Genomic DNA, 15808 nt, shown 5'->3' on the forward strand with positions numbered 1-15808 from the left:
CAACTCCGTGATTTAGGGCGGCCCGCAATGTCGGGGCCGCCCTTTTTTTTGCCTTGCGCCAGGTCTTGGGGCCGTTACCCGCTTATCCGTCGATCAGCGCGCCGCGCCTGACGATCTTCACCATCTGGTCGAATTCAAGCCGCACCGGGTCGCGTCCGGTGATGCTCCATCCCAGATAGAGCAGCAAGTCGATGTGGGCGCGCATGGCGTGATAGCAGCGTCGCTCATCCGGAGCCCGGCGCTTGCGTACCAAGACCCATTGCCCTGCCACGTACTCGATCCAGGGATGGTCGGCCTGGGGGTGGTCGGGGGCGGCCTGAAGTCTTGCGTCTGTCATTCGAAAGAACCTCCCTATTGCTCGCCAGCGTGTGCGCGCGCTTGCAGCCTTCCCGGCCTGCACCTGGGTACCGCGCAGTTGCAGTCGTGTCTCAGCAATGGCTATGCCATACCGCCTAGGGTGCTCTAACCCACGCGTTTCAAAGGGCTTCGGCGGTTCTCAGGTGATTGGAGTGGGGATTTGCACTCAGGGGTGGGGCAAGCCGCACACCGAATGGGGGGGAGGACGGGCGGGGGAATCTACAGCGGTGCTCGGGTCGGTCGGTATCGGGGCGATCCGGTTTTACTGAAGGTCTGGGCTGCGTCCCCCCTAAGGACGCAGCCGCCGCTTCAGGCCTTCCATTCCAGGTTCAGTTCCTCCTGCCATGCCACGCGGACGAAGTGGCTGCCGACGATATCCTTGAGGCGCTCCAGGCCCTCCGGCGTCTGGCTTTCCACGGCCAGGGCCAGGCCGTCGCCTTCGACGCGCAGCAGGCCGAGGCCCAGGTCGAATTCGATGCGGCCCTGCTGTTCGTCGTAACTCACTGGCACACGGTGGGCGAAGTGCTTGCACAGGCGGCTGATGTAGCGCGCCGGGGTGGCGGTGGTGACATGGGCGGATGCGGTCAGGGTCATGGGAACTCTCCTCAGTAGCCGACAGTGAAGCGTTGGCGGATGTGCTGGGGTTGTTCCAGCTCGTCGATGATGGCCACGGCCAGGTCGGCCACGCTGATGCGTGCCGGGTGATCGCCGCTCATCAGCAACTGGTCGCCGCCGATACGAAAACGGCCGCTGCGCTCGCCCGGCTCCAGCAGCGCGGGTGGGGAGAGGAAGGTCCAGTCCAGGCTGTGTTCTTCGCGGATCAGGTTGAGCGCCTGGCGCGCGCCTTCGGCGCCTTCCTTGTAGGCGGCGGGGAAGTCGGGTGTGTCGATCAGTTGCAGGTTCGGTGCGACATACAAGCTGCCGGCGCCGCCCACCACCAGCAGGCGTTTCAGGTCGGCTTGCTTGACCCCGGCGAAGATGGCCTGGGTGCCCTGGATGAACAGCTCGCGAATCTTCGCCTCGCCCCAGCCGGGGTTGAAGGCGTGGACCACCGCCTCATGGCCGGCCACGGCCTGGGCGATGGCGGCGGCGTCATAGGCGTCACCCTTGAGGACTGTCAGGTTGGCGTGCTGGGGGAGTTTTTCCGGGTGGCGGACGATGGCGGTCACTTGGTGGCCGCGTTGCAGGGCTTCGTCGAGGACGGCGGAACCGACGAAACCGCTGGCGCCGATCAGGGCGATTTTCATGAGCATCTCCAAGGCGGGTTGCGAGGTGGCGCATAATCGCTGCTGGATAATCGATGGAAAAAGTGCTTGAAAGCGCTTTCACAATTAAGCGGAGCTTACGAATGGAACAGCTCAAGCGCATGGCCGTGTTCGCCACGGTAGTGGAGCGCGGCAGCATGGTGGCCGCGGCAGAGGTGCTGGGCATGACGGCTTCGGCGGTCAGCCAGCAGATCCGCAAGCTGGAAGCAGAAACCCAGGTCAGCCTGCTGCACCGCACCACCCGCAAGCTGACCCTGACCGAAGCGGGCGCGGTGTTCTACAAGAGTTGCGCCCAGGTACTGGAACTGGCGCAGCAGGCCGAACAGCGTCTGGCCGAACTGCGTGATGCGCCGGTGGGTGAGTTGCGTATCGCCGCTCCGGTCGGCTTCTCCAACGGCATGCTCACCGAGGCCCTGGCGCCGTTGCTGGAGGCCCATCCGGGCCTGAGCCTCCAGCTGTTCTTCCATGACGAGCAGATCGACCTGGTGGAGCAGCGCATCGACCTGGCTATCCGCGTCGGCCGCCAGGAAGACTCCAGCCTCGTGGCCCGCCACCTCGCTGATTGGCCGGCGGTGCTCTGTTGTGCCCCGGCCTACCTGGCCCGTAGTGGGCCGATCCAGCGCCCGGAACGCCTGCTGGAGCTGGACTGGATCAGTCTCAACGGCGAACGCCAGCAACACCAGGTGAGCTTCACCGGCCCTGGTGGGGAAGAGCAGCGGCTGCGCCTGGAGCCGCGAGTGGCCTGCAACAACATCCTCGCCGTGCGCAGCTTCACCCTGGCAGGGCTGGGCCTGTCCTTGCAGCCGGAGCCGGAGGTCCGGGAAGAACTGGCCAGCGGTCGGCTGCTGGCGCTGCTGCCTGAGTGGCAGCCCAAGCCTGTGGGGCTCTACATCGTCACCCCTCGGCGCGATGCGCAGCCGGCCAAGGTGCGCTATGCCATCGAAACCCTTCGTCGTGGTCTTTCGCGTCGTGGATAGCCGTCGGAGCCTGCATGCCGTATAACGTCGGCCATTGTTCCATTTCCCCCGACGATGCCCGCTGCACCTGAATGAAGACCCCGAAACGCCTTGAGCCACTGTTGGAAGATGGCCTGATCGATGAAGTCCTGCGCCCGCTGATGAGCGGCAAGGAAGCCTCCGTGTACGTCGTGCGCTGCGGCAGCGAGCTGCGTTGCGCCAAGGTTTACAAGGAGGCCAACAAGCGCGGATTCCGCCAGGCCGCCGAGTACCAGGAGGGCCGCAAAGTCCGCAACAGCCGTGATGCCCGGGCCATGGCCAAGGGCTCGAAATACGGCCGCCGCGAGCGCGAGGACTCCTGGCAGAACGCCGAGGTGGCTGCGTTGTTCCGCCTGGCCAACGCAGGGGTGCGGGTACCCAAGCCTTACGACTTCCTCGATGGCGTGCTGCTGATGGAGCTGGTCAGCGATGGCGAGGGCGATGCCGCACCGCGCCTGAATGACGTCGACCTGACGCCCGAGGATGCCCGCGAATTCCATGCCTTCATGATCGGCGAGATCGTCAAAATGCTCTGCGCCGGCCTGGTCCATGGCGACTTGTCCGAGTTCAACGTGCTCCTCGATCCTTATGGTCCGGTGATCATCGACCTGCCCCAGGCCGTGGACGCTGCTGGCAACAATCACGCATTCCGCATGCTCGAGCGTGATGTCGGCAACATGTCGGCCTATTTCGGTCAGTTCGCGCCTGAGCTGCTGTACACCCGCTATGCGAAGGAAATGTGGGCGCTCTTCGAAGAAGGCAAACTGACCCCGGAAACCCCGCTTACCGGCGAGTTCGCCGAGACCGAGGACACCGCTGATCTGGATGCCGTGATGCGTGAAATCAAGGCCGCCCTGGCCGATGAAGCCCGTCGCCAGGCGGCCTTGTCCGAGCAGGACGCTCCGGTCGGACGGGAAGAACCGACACCGCCATGGATGGTCGGGTGAGACTGACTTGACCGGGCGGGATCGGCGCACGATCCTTGTTCATTGGTTTTTTCAGGAGATGGGCTGATGCAAGGCCAAGCTGAAGTGGTGGATTACCTCAAGGACCTGTTGCGCGGTGAACTGGCTGCCCGGGACCAGTACTTCCTGCATTCGCGGATGTACCAGGACTGGGGCTTCAACAAGCTGTTCGAGCGCATCAACCACGAGATGGAAGAGGAAACCCAACACGCTGACGCCTTGCTGCAGCGCATCCTCTTCCTCGAGGCCACCCCGGATATGCGCCCGCGTACCATCCACCCCGGCCACACCGTGCCAGACATGCTGCGCGCCGACCTCAAGCTGGAATACGAAGTGCGCGCCGCGCTGAGCAAGGGCATCACCCTGTGCGAGAAGCACAAGGACTACATGAGCCGCGACATCCTCGCCGCCCAGCTCAAGGATACCGAAGAAGACCATGCCTACTGGCTGGAGCAGCAGCTCGGCATGATCGACCGCATCGGCCTGAAGAACTACCTGCAGTCCCAGACTTGAGCTGATCGAACTGAACCGGAAAGGCCGCGATTGCGGCCTTTTTAATTTGGCGGCTCGGACGTTGGGCTTCGCGGGCCGAGCGGATTGTCGCCTGCCCCTACTGGCGGGAGAGGGGGAAGGCAGCCATACAGCCTCAGGTGATTTTTGCAGCCTTCTGTGTCCTTACATCCGCCCGCCAGGCTGTTAGCGTGTGCTGAGTTTTTGGAGCCCTCGCCATGCCTGTCCCGCACATCCTCCTGGCCCTGCTGGTCACCCTGATCTGGGGCGTCAATTTCGTGGTGATCAAGGTCGGTCTGGAAGACTTCCCGCCACTGCTGTTCTGCGCCTTGCGCTTTGCCCTCGCAGCCTTGCCGCTGCTGTTCCTGCGCGGGCCGATGCCGGCGCCGTTCTGGCGCATCGTGCAGATCGGCCTGTTGCTCGGGGTGATCAAGTTCGGCCTGCTCTTCGTTGGCATGCACCTGGGCATGCCCGCCGGATTGTCTTCGCTGGTGCTGCAGAGCCAGGTGTTCTTCACCATCCTGATCGCGGCGCTGTTCCTCGGAGAGCGACCCAGTCGCCGTGGTCTGATGGGGCTTTTGCTGGCCGCTTCTGGCCTGGTACTGATCGGATTCGGCCGGCCGCTGGGAGACAGCCTGCTGGCCTTCATGTTGGTGATCGCCGCCGCGCTGGCCTGGGCCTTCGCCAACATCGCCACCAAGCGCAGCGGCGCGAAGGACATGCTGCGGCTGATCTGCTGGGTCAGCCTGATTCCGCCGCTTCCCCTGCTGGCGCTCTCGTACATCTTCGAAGGTCCGGAGGCCATCGCCGGCGCCCTGAGCCACCCTAGCTGGGGCGGTATCGGCGCGCTGGTCTATATCGCGTTCCTGGCGACCACTGTGGGCTTTGGCCTCTGGAGCTTCCTGCTACAGCGCTATCCGGCCAGTCTGGTGACGCCCTTTGCCCTGGCGGTTCCGGTGTCCGGCCTGCTGTCAGGCTGGCTGCTGTTGGGTGAACAGCTCAGCGCTGCCGGCGGGTTGGCGTGCGTACTGGTGTTTGTCGGCCTGGCGATCAGCGTGCTGCCCAAGGGCGCGCTCGGCCGAGTGTTCAGTGGCAGCAGCCGCCTGACTCCAGATCCTTGAGGATCGGGCAGTCGGGCCGGTGATCGCCCTGGCAGTGATCCACCAATTCCTGAAGGGTGTCACGCAGGCCCGCCAGCTCGGCGATCTTGCGGTTCAGCGCTTCGATATGGTCGCGGGCCAGCGACTTCACATCGGCGCTGGCGCGCTGGCGGTCTTGCCAGAGTTCCAGCAAACGGCCCACTTCCTCCAGCGAGAAACCCAGGTCCCGCGAGCGCTTGATGAAGGCGAGGGTATGCAGGTCCTGAGCGCTGTATTGGCGGTAGCCGCTGTCTGTGCGTCCGGCCTCCGGCAGCAGGCCGATGCCTTCGTAGTAGCGGATCATCTTTGCGGTAAGCCCGCTTTTCTTGGCGGCTTGGCCGATGTTCATTCGCCTTTCCTCTCGTGCGGTTCCTCGACCGTAGGAGCGAGCTTGCCCAGCAAACTGGCCCCTACGGGAGCGGGCTTCATTCATCCGGCTTCCAGGTTTTCAGCAGCAGTGCGTTACTCACCACGCTGACGCTGGACAGCGCCATGGCTGCGCCCGCTACCACCGGGCTGAGCAGGCCGGCGGCGGCCAGGGGAATACCGATCAGGTTGTAGATGAAGGCCCAGAACAGGTTCTGGCGGATCTTCGCATAGGTGCGCCGCGAGATATCCAGGGCCGCCGGCACCAGGCGCGGGTCGCCGCGCATCAGGGTGATGCCGGCCGCGTGCATGGCCACGTCGGTGCCGCCACCCATGGCGATGCCGACGTCGGCAGCGGCCAGGGCCGGTGCGTCGTTGATACCGTCGCCGACCATGGCGACCACGACTCCTTGGGCCTTGAGCGCGGCTACGGTGGCCGCCTTGTCGGCTGGCAGCACCTCGGCATGGACCGAATCGATGCCCAGCGCCTCGGCCACCACCCGCGCGCTGCCACGGTTGTCGCCGGTGATCAGGTGGCTGTGGATATTCCGCTCGCGCAGGGCCTCTATGGCTTCGGCGGCGCCGTCCTTCAGCGTGTCGCCGAAGGCGAACAGACCGAGCACGCGATGCTCAGGCTTCAACTCCAGCAGCCACGACAGGGTGCGGCCCTCGGCTTCCCACGCCGTGGCGTAGTTGGTCAGCGCATCGGCCGCGAGTTTCTGCTCGTCCAGCAAGCGACGGTTGCCCAGGGCCAGCATGCGGTCGTTCACCCGTCCCTGGATGCCACGTCCGGCCAGGGCCTGGCTGGCGTCCACAGCGGGCGTTTCCAGGTGGCGTTCGGCGCAAGCGTCCAGAACCGCCTTGGCCAATGAGTGTTCACTGCCGCGCTGCAGTGCGCCGGCCAGTTGCAGCAGCTGATCTTCATTGCCATCCAGCGCCGCCAGGTGGGCAATGCGCGGGCTGCCGGAGGTCAGGGTGCCGGTCTTGTCGAAAGCCACCGCCTGCACGGCATGTGCGATTTCCAGGGCTTCGGCGTCCTTGATCAGGATGCCGTGGCGCGCCGCCACGCCGGTTCCAGCCATGATCGCGGTCGGCGTGGCCAGGCCGAGGGCGCAGGGGCAGGCGATCACCAGCACCGCAACGGCGTTAATCAGCGCGGTTTCGAAGCCGGCGCCGGCCAGCAGCCAGCCCGCCAGGGTGGCGAAGGCGATCAGCAGCACTGCCGGGACGAATACCTGGCTGACGCGGTCCACCAGTTTTTGGATCGGCGCCTTGGCCGCCTGGGCGTCCTCTACCAGACGGATGATCCGCGCCAGCACGGTTTCCCCGCCAAGGGCCGTGGTGCGTACCAGTAACCGGCCTTCACCGTTGATGGCGCCAGCAGTGACGCGATCACCGGGTTGTTTGGGCACTGGCAGGCTCTCGCCGCTGATCAAGGCTTCGTCGGCATGGCTCAGGCCTTCGTTCACCTCGCCGTCAGCGGGGAAGCGCTCTCCGGGCTTGACCACCAGCAGGTCGCCCAGTTGCAAGGCGGCGATGGCGACGTCTTCCTCCCTGCCTTCAACAAGACGTGTGGCGCGTTCCGGGCGTAGGGCTTCCAGCGCGCGAATGGCCGCGCTGGTCTGGCGCTTGGCGCGGCTTTCCAGGTATTTGCCTAGCAGCACCAGGGCGATTACCACGGCCGACGCTTCGAAATAGAGGTGCGGCGTGTGGCCGGGATGGGCCGCCCACCATTGATAGAGGCTCAAGCCGTAACCGGCGCTGGTGCCGATGGCCACCAGCAGGTCCATGTTGCCGGTGCCGGCTTTCACCGCCTTCCAGGCCGCGCGATAGAAGCGTGCGCCGAGAATGAACTGCACGGGGGTGGCCAGGGCGAACTGCGCCCAGGCCGGTAGCATCCAGTGCAGGCCGAACCCTTCCAGCAGCATCGGCACCACCAGTGGCAGGGCCAGGGCGAGGGCGATCAGGACCGCCCAGCGCTCCCGACGCAGGCGGGTTTCAGCGTCGTCTACGGGCGGACGAGCATCGTCCACCAGGCTGGCGGTATAGCCGGCGGCCTCCACGGCCTGGATCAGGCGGTCGTGGTCGTGTTGGCCGAAGAGCTGCAAATGGGCACGTTCACTGGCCAGGTTCACCGTCACTTCAGCGACCCCCGGCACCTTGCGCAGGGCACGTTCGACGCGACCGGCGCAACTGGCGCAGGTCATGCCGCCGATGGCCAGTTCCAGGCGCTGGGCGGGTACCCGATAGCCCGCGGCCTCCACCGCCGCCACCAGGGCCGGCAGGCTTTCGCCGGGGGCCTGGACGCGGGCTTGTTCAGTGGCCAGGTTGACGCTGGCGGCCTGTACGCCCGGCACTTTGGCCAGGGCGCGCTCGACACGGCCGGCGCAACTGGCGCAGGTCATGCCTGATATGGGCAGGTCGAAGGCGGTTGGGTTGGTCATGGGCTGATCCTCCTAATCTGCGGACTAGGATCAACCTTGACACGAGGGAAAGGTCAAGAGGTCACTGGGCCGCAGTGGTTTGCACCAGATAAAGGCCTTCGGTGCTTTGTGCCAGCCGGAATTTGCGTACCTCTCCAGCCATCAAGGTAATGCTCTGGTAGCGGAGTTGCTCGACACCCGGCTTGCAGGGACCCGGGCCGAGCAGGCTGAGGCGGATCGACAGGGGGCCGGGCGGCAGGTTGAAGGACACCACCTGGCCTTGCACCAGCCGTGCGGCCAACTGATCTTCCAGATAGAGTCCGACATCGCAGGCGGTGGCGAGCTCGAGGCGCTCGCGGGAAACGATCAGTACGCCGTAATCGATGGGTGGCTGGGCCTGTGCCAGCAGCGGGGCGGTCAGCAGGCCGAGCAGGGCAGGGCGGAGGCCGTACATGGCGGAGTTCTCCTGCAAGATGTTCAACCCAGTGTAGGAGCAGCCCTTGACCTTGCCACCGTGGAAAGGATGAGACTGGCGCCAGGTTCCACTCACAAGGAGAACGACCATGCAGGTATTCAAGGTTCAAGGCATGTCTTGCGGGCACTGCGTCCGCGCCATCACCCAGGCCGTGCAGGCCCGCGATCAGGCCGCCGAAGTGCAGGTGGACCTGGCAGCCGGTGAAGTGCGAGTAGCCAGCCGGCTGGCGGAAGATCAGGTTCTGGAAGCGATTCGCGAAGAGGGTTATCAGGCCGAGGCGGCCTGATAACCCGTCCGCTGGATGGTTTCGGGGCAGCTTCGCTGCCCTTTTGCGAATGAATTCGCCCCCACAACGAGGAGCCAACCTCCGGCATGCGCCCTGTGGGGGCGATTTCAATCGCCAAGCGGACCGCAGGTTCGCCATTCGAGCCTCGTGGGTCGACTGCGCCGCCCTTGGCGAGTGGGTCCACCTCCACGCATTGAGCCCGTAATCAGTCCCAGTCCTTCACCAGCCCGCGAAACAGTGCGTCCACCATGGGTTCGGCATCCTGCAACGGGTCGAACAGCTGCGGGTCGCGGGTCCAGTCGCTGAACAGACCGATAACCAGTGCGTGGACCGCCCGGGACGCGTGCAATGGCTTGATGCCAGGGCGCAGCCGTTCGCGGCAGGCAGGGCGGTCGAATAAGGCTTCGCACAACTGGATGAATTGGTCGACGAAGGCATAGTGGCGCTCTTCGGCCTCCCGCAGTTCCTCGGTGAACTCACAGCGATGCAGCAGGATGTTGAAGATGCGCTTGCGTTGTTCGTCCCGCGCCAGGTTGATGATGGCCTCCAGGCAGAGGTCGCGCAGGGACAGCATCGGGTCCTGGCCATTGCAGCCGCACAGGCGGTCGATCATCTGTTCCTGGGGCAGGCGCACCTGGGACAGCATTTCGTGGAACAAGTGGGCCTTGTTCTGGAAATGCCAGTAGACCGCGCCACGGGTCACCCCAGCGGCGCGCGCGATCTGTTCCAGGGACGTGTGTGCCACACCATTTTCCAGGAACAGGTGTTCAGCGGCGTCGAGGATTGCGCCTCGGGTTTTCTCAGCTTCTTCTTTTGTTCTGCGCATAGCAGTTGGGCCAATACTGTCTAGGCTTCTTGTTGGGGAGCGGAGTGTACCGACTTTGCTGGTACATGACCTTTACAGACACAATTGAATGTATAGTTCAGCGCTTGATTTTTTGCCGACTCGGCACCGTATGGAGACGCCTCATGCCGTTTGCTCGAAACCTTTCCTTCAGCCTTGCACTGTTCGCCGCAAGCACCAGTTTTGCTGGCCTTGCGGGCGCAGCTGATGCGCCGGGTGGCGCGCCGCCGGCTCCCGAGGTGGTTGTGGAAACCGCCAAGGCCGCTCCGCTTCCGCTGACTCTCGAGTATGCCGGGCGCACAGCGGGCTTTCGCGAGGTGGAGGTCCGTGCCCAGGTCAGCGGCATCCTCCAGCAGCGTACCTACACCGAAGGCAGCCGGGTGAAGCAGGGGCAGGTGCTGTTCCGCATCGACCCGCGCACCTACGAGGCGGCTCTGGCGCGGGCCAAGGGGGCCCTGGCGCAGGAGCAGGCGCGTTACCGCCAGACCGAGCGCGACCTCAAGCGTACTCGCGAGCTGCAGAAGAAGGGCTTCGCCAGCGAGAGCGAACTGGATAACGCGATTTCCAACTTCGAACAGAGCAAGGCCAACGTCGAAGCCGCACAGGCCGAGGTGAAGGCCCGGCAGATCGACCTCGACTACACAACGGTGGAAGCCCCCATCTCCGGCATGACCAGCAAGGAGACCCGTTCCGAAGGTAGCCTGGTGGTCGCCGGCGACCCGAACGGCAGCCTGCTGACCCAACTCACCCAGCTCGATCCCATCTACGTCAACTTCGCCTACCCGGACACCGAAGCCGAGCGCCTGCGTGATGGCGTGAAGAACGGCAAGGTCGAACTGCCGCCGGACGGCCTGCTCAGCGCGGACCTGAAATTCGGCGATGGTTCCACCTACCCGCTCTCCGGCCGGGTCGACTTCACCGACAGTTTCGTCAACACCGGCACCGGCACTGTCAGTGCCCGGGCTGTGGTACCCAACCCGGAACAAAAGCTGCTGCCCGGCATGTTCGTGCGAGTGCTGGTGAAGGGCTTCACCCGCCCACAGGCCATTACCCTGCCTGAGCGTGCTCTCGCCCAGGGACCGCGCGGTACCTTCGTCTATGTGGTCGACAAGGACGGCATGGCGCGCGTGCGCCAGGTCAAGACCGGCGATACCAGCGATGGTCGCTGGGTGATCGAGTCCGGCGTTACGGCTGGCGACAGGGTGATAGTCGAGGGCCTGCCCAAGGTACGCCCCGACTCGCCGGTGAAGGCGGTCGAGGCCAGCAAGGCGCCTGCCGACCAAACCTCCAAACAGTCCTGAAGGAGCGCATAACGTGATCTCGCGCTTCTTTATCGACCGCCCCGTCTTCGCGGCGGTCATCTCCATTGTCGTCGTGCTCGCGGGTCTCGCCGCCATGCGCGCATTGCCCATCGCCCAGTACCCGGAAATCCTTCCGCCGCAGGTTTCGGTTTCGGCCATGTATCCCGGCGCCAGTTCCCAGGTGATCGCCGAAACCGTTGCCGCGCCCCTGGAGCAGGAAATCAACGGCGTGGAGGGCATGATCTATCAGCTGTCCAACTCCGACAGCAGCGGCGCCATGAGCCTGACTGTGTACTTCGAGGTGGGGCGCGATCCTGACCAGGCCACCATCGACGTCAACAACAAGGTTCAGGCCGCACTGGCCAAGCTGCCGGAAGAGGTGCGCCGGCAGGGTGTGAAGGTCGAGAAGAAATCCTCCGACATCCTCCAGGTGGTCACCCTCTATTCGCCGGACAATTCCCGCGATCCGATCTTCATCAGCAACTACGCACTGATCAACGTCATCGACGAGCTGAAGCGGATTCCTGGCGTGGGGGATGCCAGCCAGTTCGGCTCCAAGGACTACTCCATGCGCATCTGGCTGCGGCCCGACAAGCTGGCGCAGTACGATCTCACCCCCACGGATGTGGTCAACGCCATTCGTGAGCAGAACTCCCAGTTCGCCGCCGGCAGCTTTGGTCAGCAGCCGCTGAATCAGGCGCAGGACTTCACCTACACCGTCACCACCCAGGGCCGTTTCACTGATCCGAAGGAGTTCGAGAGCGTCATCCTGCGCTCCGATGCCACCGGCGCCAGCCTGTTGCTGAAAGATGTGGCGCGGGTCGAGCTGGGGGCCCAGGACTACTCCCTGATGACCTCGCTGAACGGCCAGCAGAACGCCGCCTTCGGTATCTACTTGCAGCCAGGCGCCAACGCGCTGGACACCGCCGAAGCGGTGAGGACCACCATGGAGCGGCTGGCCAAGCGCTTCCCCGAAGGCATCACCTACAAGATCCCCTACGACACCACCAAGTTCGTTGAAGTCTCTATCGAAGAGGTGATCCACACCTTCTTCGAGGCCCTGGTGCTGGTGGTACTGGTTGTCTTCATCTTCCTGCAGAACTGGCGTGCCACGCTGATCCCGGTGCTCGCGATCCCCGTGTCGCTGATCGGTACCTTCGCCGGCATGTACATGCTCGGGTTCTCCATCAACCTGTTGACTCTGTTCGGCATGGTGCTGGCGATTGGTATCGTGGTGGACGACGCCATCGTGGTGATCGAAAACGTCGAGCGGGTGATGGCGACCAAGAAGATCGGGGCCCGCGAGGCGGCAATCGAGGCCATGGAAGAAGTGACCGGCCCGATCATTGCGATCGTGCTGGTGCTCTGCGCGGTATTCATCCCGGTGGGCTTCCTCGGTGGCCTGGCCGGGCAGATGTACCAGCAGTTCGCGATCACTATCGCTGTCTCAGTGGTGATCTCCGGCATTGTTGCGCTGACGCTTTCGCCGGCGCTCTGCGCATTGATGCTCAAGCCCACTCATAGTGAGCCTGCGGCACCGTTCCGCTGGTTCAACACTTTCTTCGAGCGCATGACTGCCGGTTACGGCGCCGGCGTGCAGTTCTTCCTCAAGCGCGCAATGGTCGGCCTGGTGCTGTTCGGCGGCATGATCGCGCTGATGGTCGTGCTATTCGGCCGCGTACCGGGTGCCCTGGTGCCGGACGAAGACCAGGGCTACGTGCTCAACGCCTACTTCCTGCCGCCGGCAGCTTCGCTGACTCGCACCGAGGAGCTCACCAGCGCCGTCGGCGAACAATTGATGAAGCATCCGGCAGTGCAGGACGTGGTCACATTCGCTGGCTTCGACATCCTCACCTACGGTACCCGCAGCAACGCCGGGGTGTCCTTCGTGCCACTGAAGGACTGGAGCGAGCGCACCACACCCGAGCTGGACGCGCGTAACCTGACGCACACCTTCATGGCCATGGGCGCCGGGCAGAAAGATGGCGTGGTGCTGACTTTCAACCCGCCGCCGATCACCGGCATGAGTACCACCGGCGGCTTCGAGGCCTATATCCAGGATCGTAGCGGCGGCACCGTGCAGCAGCTGGAAGGCGTGGTGCAGAAGTTCCTCGCGGCAGCGGCCAAACGGCCAGAACTGGCCGGGGTCAACACCACCTTCAACGCCAACGTGCCGCAGTACTACATCGACCTGGATCGCACCAAGGCTCGCGCCCTGGGCGTGGCCATCAACGATGTGTTCACGGCCATGCAGTCGACGTTCGGCAGTTACTACGTCAACGACTTCACCCTCTACGGGCGTACCTGGCAGGTGAGCCTGCAGTCGGAGCCGGAGTTCCGCCGCAAGCCGGATGATCTCAGCCAGGTCTACGTGCGCTCAGCCAGCAATGACCTCGTGCCGCTGTCATCCCTGGTTCGGGTGGCGCGCATCCTCGGGCCGGACTCCTACGCCCGCTTCAACGTCTACCCGGCTGCCAAGATCCTCGGCGGACCGGCGCAGGGCTACAGTTCCGGCCAGGCGCTGGAGGCCATGCAGGAAGTGGCGGATGAAGTGCTTGGCGAGGACTACACCCTCGGCTGGATCGGTTCGGCCTTCCAGGAACTGGCGTCCCATGGCTCCGGCAGTATCGCGTTCGTTTTCGGCCTGATCATGGTGTTCCTGATCCTCGCCGCCCAGTACGAACGCTGGACCCTCCCGTTGGCGGTGGTCACCGCGGTGCCCTTCGCGGTGTTCGGCGCCATCCTCGCGGTGTGGCTGCGCGGTATCCAGAACGACGTGTACTTCCAGGTCGGCCTGGTGACCCTGATCGGCCTGGGGGCGAAGAACGCCATCCTGATCGTCGAGTTCGCGGTCCTGTGTCGCGAACAGGGCATGAAGCCTGCACAGGCGGCGCTGGAGGCCGCCAAGCTGCGCTTCCGGCCGATCGTGATGACCTCCCTGGCCTTCATCCTTGGTTGCGTGCCGTTGGCCATCAGTTCGGGTGCCGGTTCGGCAAGCCGCCATTCCATCGGCACGGGGGTGATCGGCGGCATGCTCGCTGCGACCCTGCTGGCGACCTTCCTCATCCCCATGTTCTTCATGCTGGTGGAGCAGGCCTCGGAATGGCTGGATCGCAAGAAAGCTCCCAAGGCCGAGCAGGCCCATGAGGGATGACGGGCTGTAGGGGCGAGTTCATTCGCCATGTCGGCCGAAGCTCGGCCTTGCGGAGTCTCGCTGAGGGCGGCTACGCCGTCCTTGGCGAAATGAACCGCTATGTCTGCGTTAGCTGTTGCGAGCAATTTACCCTCTGGCCAAGAGCCCTGTAGGCGCTGGCTTGCCAGCGAAATGCCGCCATTCGCTGGCAAGCCAGCTCCTACGGGCAATGCAGCTGCCTGCAACACGTCATGCAGACATAGCCAAATGAACGCCTTGTCCTGAAATCCCCTGTTACTATCTGGCGCCTATCTGCAAGGGACGGCGCCTGCCTCGACCATGACTTTCCGCATCCTCCTCCTGCTCGGGGCCCTCAGTGCCTTCGGCCCCATGGCCATCGACTTCTACCTGCCCAGCTTCCCGGCGATTGCCCAGGCCTTCGTCACGGACGTGGAGCATGTGCAACTGACCCTGGCGTCCTACTTCGTCGGCCTGGCCTTCGGTCAGCTCATCTACGGCCCGCTGGCGGACCGTTTCGGCCGGCGTCCGCCACTGCTGGTGGGCGTGACCATCTTCACCCTGGCTTCGGTGGCCTGCGCGATGGCGCCCAGCCTGGAATGGCTGATAGGGGCGCGCTTCGCCCAGGCGCTGGGCGGCTGTGCCGGCATGGTGGTTTCGCGGGCGGTAGTGCGTGACCTGTGTGACCCGATCGGCTCGGCCAAGGCCTTCTCGCAATTGATGCTGGTGATGGGGCTGGCGCCGCTCCTGGCGCCGCTGGGTGGAGGCCTGCTGCTGGAGTTGTTCGGCTGGCAGTCGATCTTCTGGGCGCTGACGCTGTTCAGCACGCTGGTGCTGCTGGGTATCGCTGCCTGGCTGCCGGAAACCGTCTCAGACGTGGCTCCCCGCGCGCCCCTGAACGGCGCCCTGGGGCAGTACCGGCGGTTGTTCGGCGACTGGCAGTTCCTCGCCTACGGCATGACCGGTGGCTTTGCCATCGCCGGCATGTTCGCCTATATCGCCGGCTCGCCTTTCGTTTTCATCCAACTGTATGGCGTACCGCCGGAGCACTACGGCTGGTTGTTCGCCATCAATGCGGCGGGCTTCATCCTGGTGGCACAAGTCAACGCCTACCTGATGCGCTTTCGCGGACCAGCCTTCTGGATGCGGCGGGTGGTCTGGATCTATCTGGTGTGTGCGCTGGCGCTGCTGGTGGTGTCCAGCCTGCATACCCAAGCGCTCTGGCCTCTGCTCCTGCCGCTGTTCGGCTGCATCGCCAGTCTGGGGTGCATCCTGCCCAATGGCTCGGCCTGCGCCATGGCCGGCCAGGGCCAGAACGCGGGTAGCGCCTCCGCGCTGATGGGCAGTCTGCAATTTGTCGTGGCGGCGGGTGCCGCCGCCTTGGTGGGGGTGCTGCACGACGGCAGCGCCATCCCCCTGGCCCTGGTCATCAGCCTGTGCGGCTGCGCGGCAGTCGCCTGTTCGCTTCTGACCTGGCGCCTCGACCGCAACGGCCAGGCGCCCTTGGGCTAACTCGCGATTCGCCGAGACTCTTCCGGCAGTACGTGAGGAGCCTTCAGACGCTCCTCAAGGACGCTGACGAATCGGCGTGCTTCGGCCTCACTACGGAAGCTCACCGCGTGCTGGTCCAGGCAGACTTGCCAGCTCGCACCCTGAGGGGTGGTAGTCGGACGAACGAGAATTTTCACCTCAGTCATCTCCCAATCAAGTGGTGGGGAAAATCAGTGTAGA

At 64.5% G+C, this 15808-nt stretch carries 16 protein-coding genes; 8 read left to right on the top strand and 8 right to left on the bottom strand.

The annotated features are described in order from the left end of the window. Nucleotides 1-82: 82 nt before the first annotated feature. From AAHM40_RS05775 to AAHM40_RS05785, 3 genes are all read right to left on the bottom strand, one after another. Complete coding sequence (locus AAHM40_RS05775; protein WP_342243813.1) at nucleotides 83-337, bottom strand: hypothetical protein; 255 nt, start codon at nucleotides 335-337, stop codon at nucleotides 83-85. 329 nt (nucleotides 338-666) lie between these two features. Continuing rightward, nucleotides 667-951, bottom strand: coding sequence for a DUF2218 domain-containing protein (locus tag AAHM40_RS05780; RefSeq protein WP_342243814.1), 285 nt, complete (start codon nucleotides 949-951; stop codon nucleotides 667-669). A gap of 11 nt (nucleotides 952-962) precedes the next feature. Then, on the bottom strand, nucleotides 963-1604 hold the full coding sequence (locus AAHM40_RS05785; RefSeq protein WP_342243815.1) for an NAD(P)-dependent oxidoreductase: 642 nt from the start codon (nucleotides 1602-1604) through the stop codon (nucleotides 963-965). A gap of 101 nt (nucleotides 1605-1705) precedes the next feature. On the opposite strand from AAHM40_RS05785, the gene AAHM40_RS05790 reads away from it, so the two are divergent. The 4 genes from AAHM40_RS05790 to AAHM40_RS05805 all read left to right on the top strand — a co-directional run bounded on the left by AAHM40_RS05790 (nucleotide 1706) and on the right by AAHM40_RS05805 (nucleotide 5213). Continuing rightward, nucleotides 1706-2599, top strand: coding sequence for a LysR family transcriptional regulator (locus AAHM40_RS05790; RefSeq protein ID WP_028630775.1), 894 nt, complete (start codon nucleotides 1706-1708; stop codon nucleotides 2597-2599). Nucleotides 2600-2670: 71 nt separating this feature from the next. After that, entirely contained in the window at nucleotides 2671-3564 is an 894-nt protein-coding gene (locus AAHM40_RS05795; protein WP_280286500.1) for a PA4780 family RIO1-like protein kinase, read from the top strand. Between the two features lie 66 nt (nucleotides 3565-3630). Then, the gene (gene bfr / locus AAHM40_RS05800) at nucleotides 3631-4095 is read left to right on the top strand and encodes a bacterioferritin (protein WP_342243816.1); all 465 of its coding nucleotides are present in this window, start codon (nucleotides 3631-3633) and stop codon (nucleotides 4093-4095) included. A 215-nt stretch (nucleotides 4096-4310) separates the two neighbouring features. Further along, complete coding sequence (locus AAHM40_RS05805) at nucleotides 4311-5213, top strand: EamA family transporter (RefSeq protein ID WP_342243817.1); 903 nt, start codon at nucleotides 4311-4313, stop codon at nucleotides 5211-5213. Here AAHM40_RS05805 and cueR read toward each other — a convergent pair. From cueR to AAHM40_RS05820, 3 genes are all read right to left on the bottom strand, one after another. Next, entirely contained in the window at nucleotides 5179-5580 is a 402-nt protein-coding gene (gene cueR, locus AAHM40_RS05810) for a Cu(I)-responsive transcriptional regulator (protein WP_028630779.1), read from the bottom strand. The genes AAHM40_RS05805 and cueR overlap by 35 nt on opposite strands. A 76-nt stretch (nucleotides 5581-5656) precedes the next feature. After that, nucleotides 5657-8041, bottom strand: coding sequence for a heavy metal translocating P-type ATPase (locus AAHM40_RS05815; RefSeq protein WP_342243818.1), 2385 nt, complete (start codon nucleotides 8039-8041; stop codon nucleotides 5657-5659). 61 nt (nucleotides 8042-8102) lie between these two features. Beyond that, complete coding sequence (locus AAHM40_RS05820; RefSeq protein WP_342243819.1) at nucleotides 8103-8474, bottom strand: hypothetical protein; 372 nt, start codon at nucleotides 8472-8474, stop codon at nucleotides 8103-8105. 109 nt (nucleotides 8475-8583) lie between these two features. Between AAHM40_RS05820 and AAHM40_RS05825 the strand changes: the two genes are divergently transcribed. Continuing rightward, on the top strand, nucleotides 8584-8781 hold the full coding sequence (locus tag AAHM40_RS05825) for a heavy-metal-associated domain-containing protein (protein ID WP_077525456.1): 198 nt from the start codon (nucleotides 8584-8586) through the stop codon (nucleotides 8779-8781). Between the two features lie 205 nt (nucleotides 8782-8986). Here the strand turns inward: AAHM40_RS05825 and AAHM40_RS05830 are convergent, their stop codons facing one another. Then, nucleotides 8987-9607, bottom strand: coding sequence for a TetR family transcriptional regulator (locus AAHM40_RS05830; protein ID WP_342243820.1), 621 nt, complete (start codon nucleotides 9605-9607; stop codon nucleotides 8987-8989). A 143-nt stretch (nucleotides 9608-9750) separates the two neighbouring features. On the opposite strand from AAHM40_RS05830, the gene AAHM40_RS05835 reads away from it, so the two are divergent. From AAHM40_RS05835 to AAHM40_RS05845, 3 genes are all read left to right on the top strand, one after another. Beyond that, nucleotides 9751-10926 carry an efflux RND transporter periplasmic adaptor subunit gene (locus AAHM40_RS05835; RefSeq protein WP_342243821.1) on the top strand — a complete coding sequence of 392 codons (1176 nt, stop codon included), beginning with the start codon at nucleotides 9751-9753 and terminating at the stop codon, nucleotides 10924-10926. 13 nt (nucleotides 10927-10939) lie between these two features. Further along, on the top strand, nucleotides 10940-14080 hold the full coding sequence (locus tag AAHM40_RS05840; protein WP_342243822.1) for an efflux RND transporter permease subunit: 3141 nt from the start codon (nucleotides 10940-10942) through the stop codon (nucleotides 14078-14080). Between the two features lie 318 nt (nucleotides 14081-14398). Continuing rightward, complete coding sequence (locus AAHM40_RS05845) at nucleotides 14399-15589, top strand: multidrug effflux MFS transporter (RefSeq protein ID WP_342243823.1); 1191 nt, start codon at nucleotides 14399-14401, stop codon at nucleotides 15587-15589. On the opposite strand, the gene AAHM40_RS05850 is transcribed toward AAHM40_RS05845, so the two are convergent. Next, a complete protein-coding gene (locus tag AAHM40_RS05850; protein ID WP_137822969.1) occupies nucleotides 15586-15765 on the bottom strand; it encodes a hypothetical protein in 180 nt (59 codons plus the stop codon). The two genes, AAHM40_RS05845 and AAHM40_RS05850, sit on opposite strands and share 4 nt — an antisense overlap. Between the last annotated feature and the right edge of the window lie 43 nt (nucleotides 15766-15808).

It is taken from the genome of Pseudomonas sp. OTU5201 (assembly GCF_038440135.1).
Lineage (GTDB): Bacteria > Pseudomonadota > Gammaproteobacteria > Pseudomonadales > Pseudomonadaceae > Metapseudomonas > Metapseudomonas resinovorans.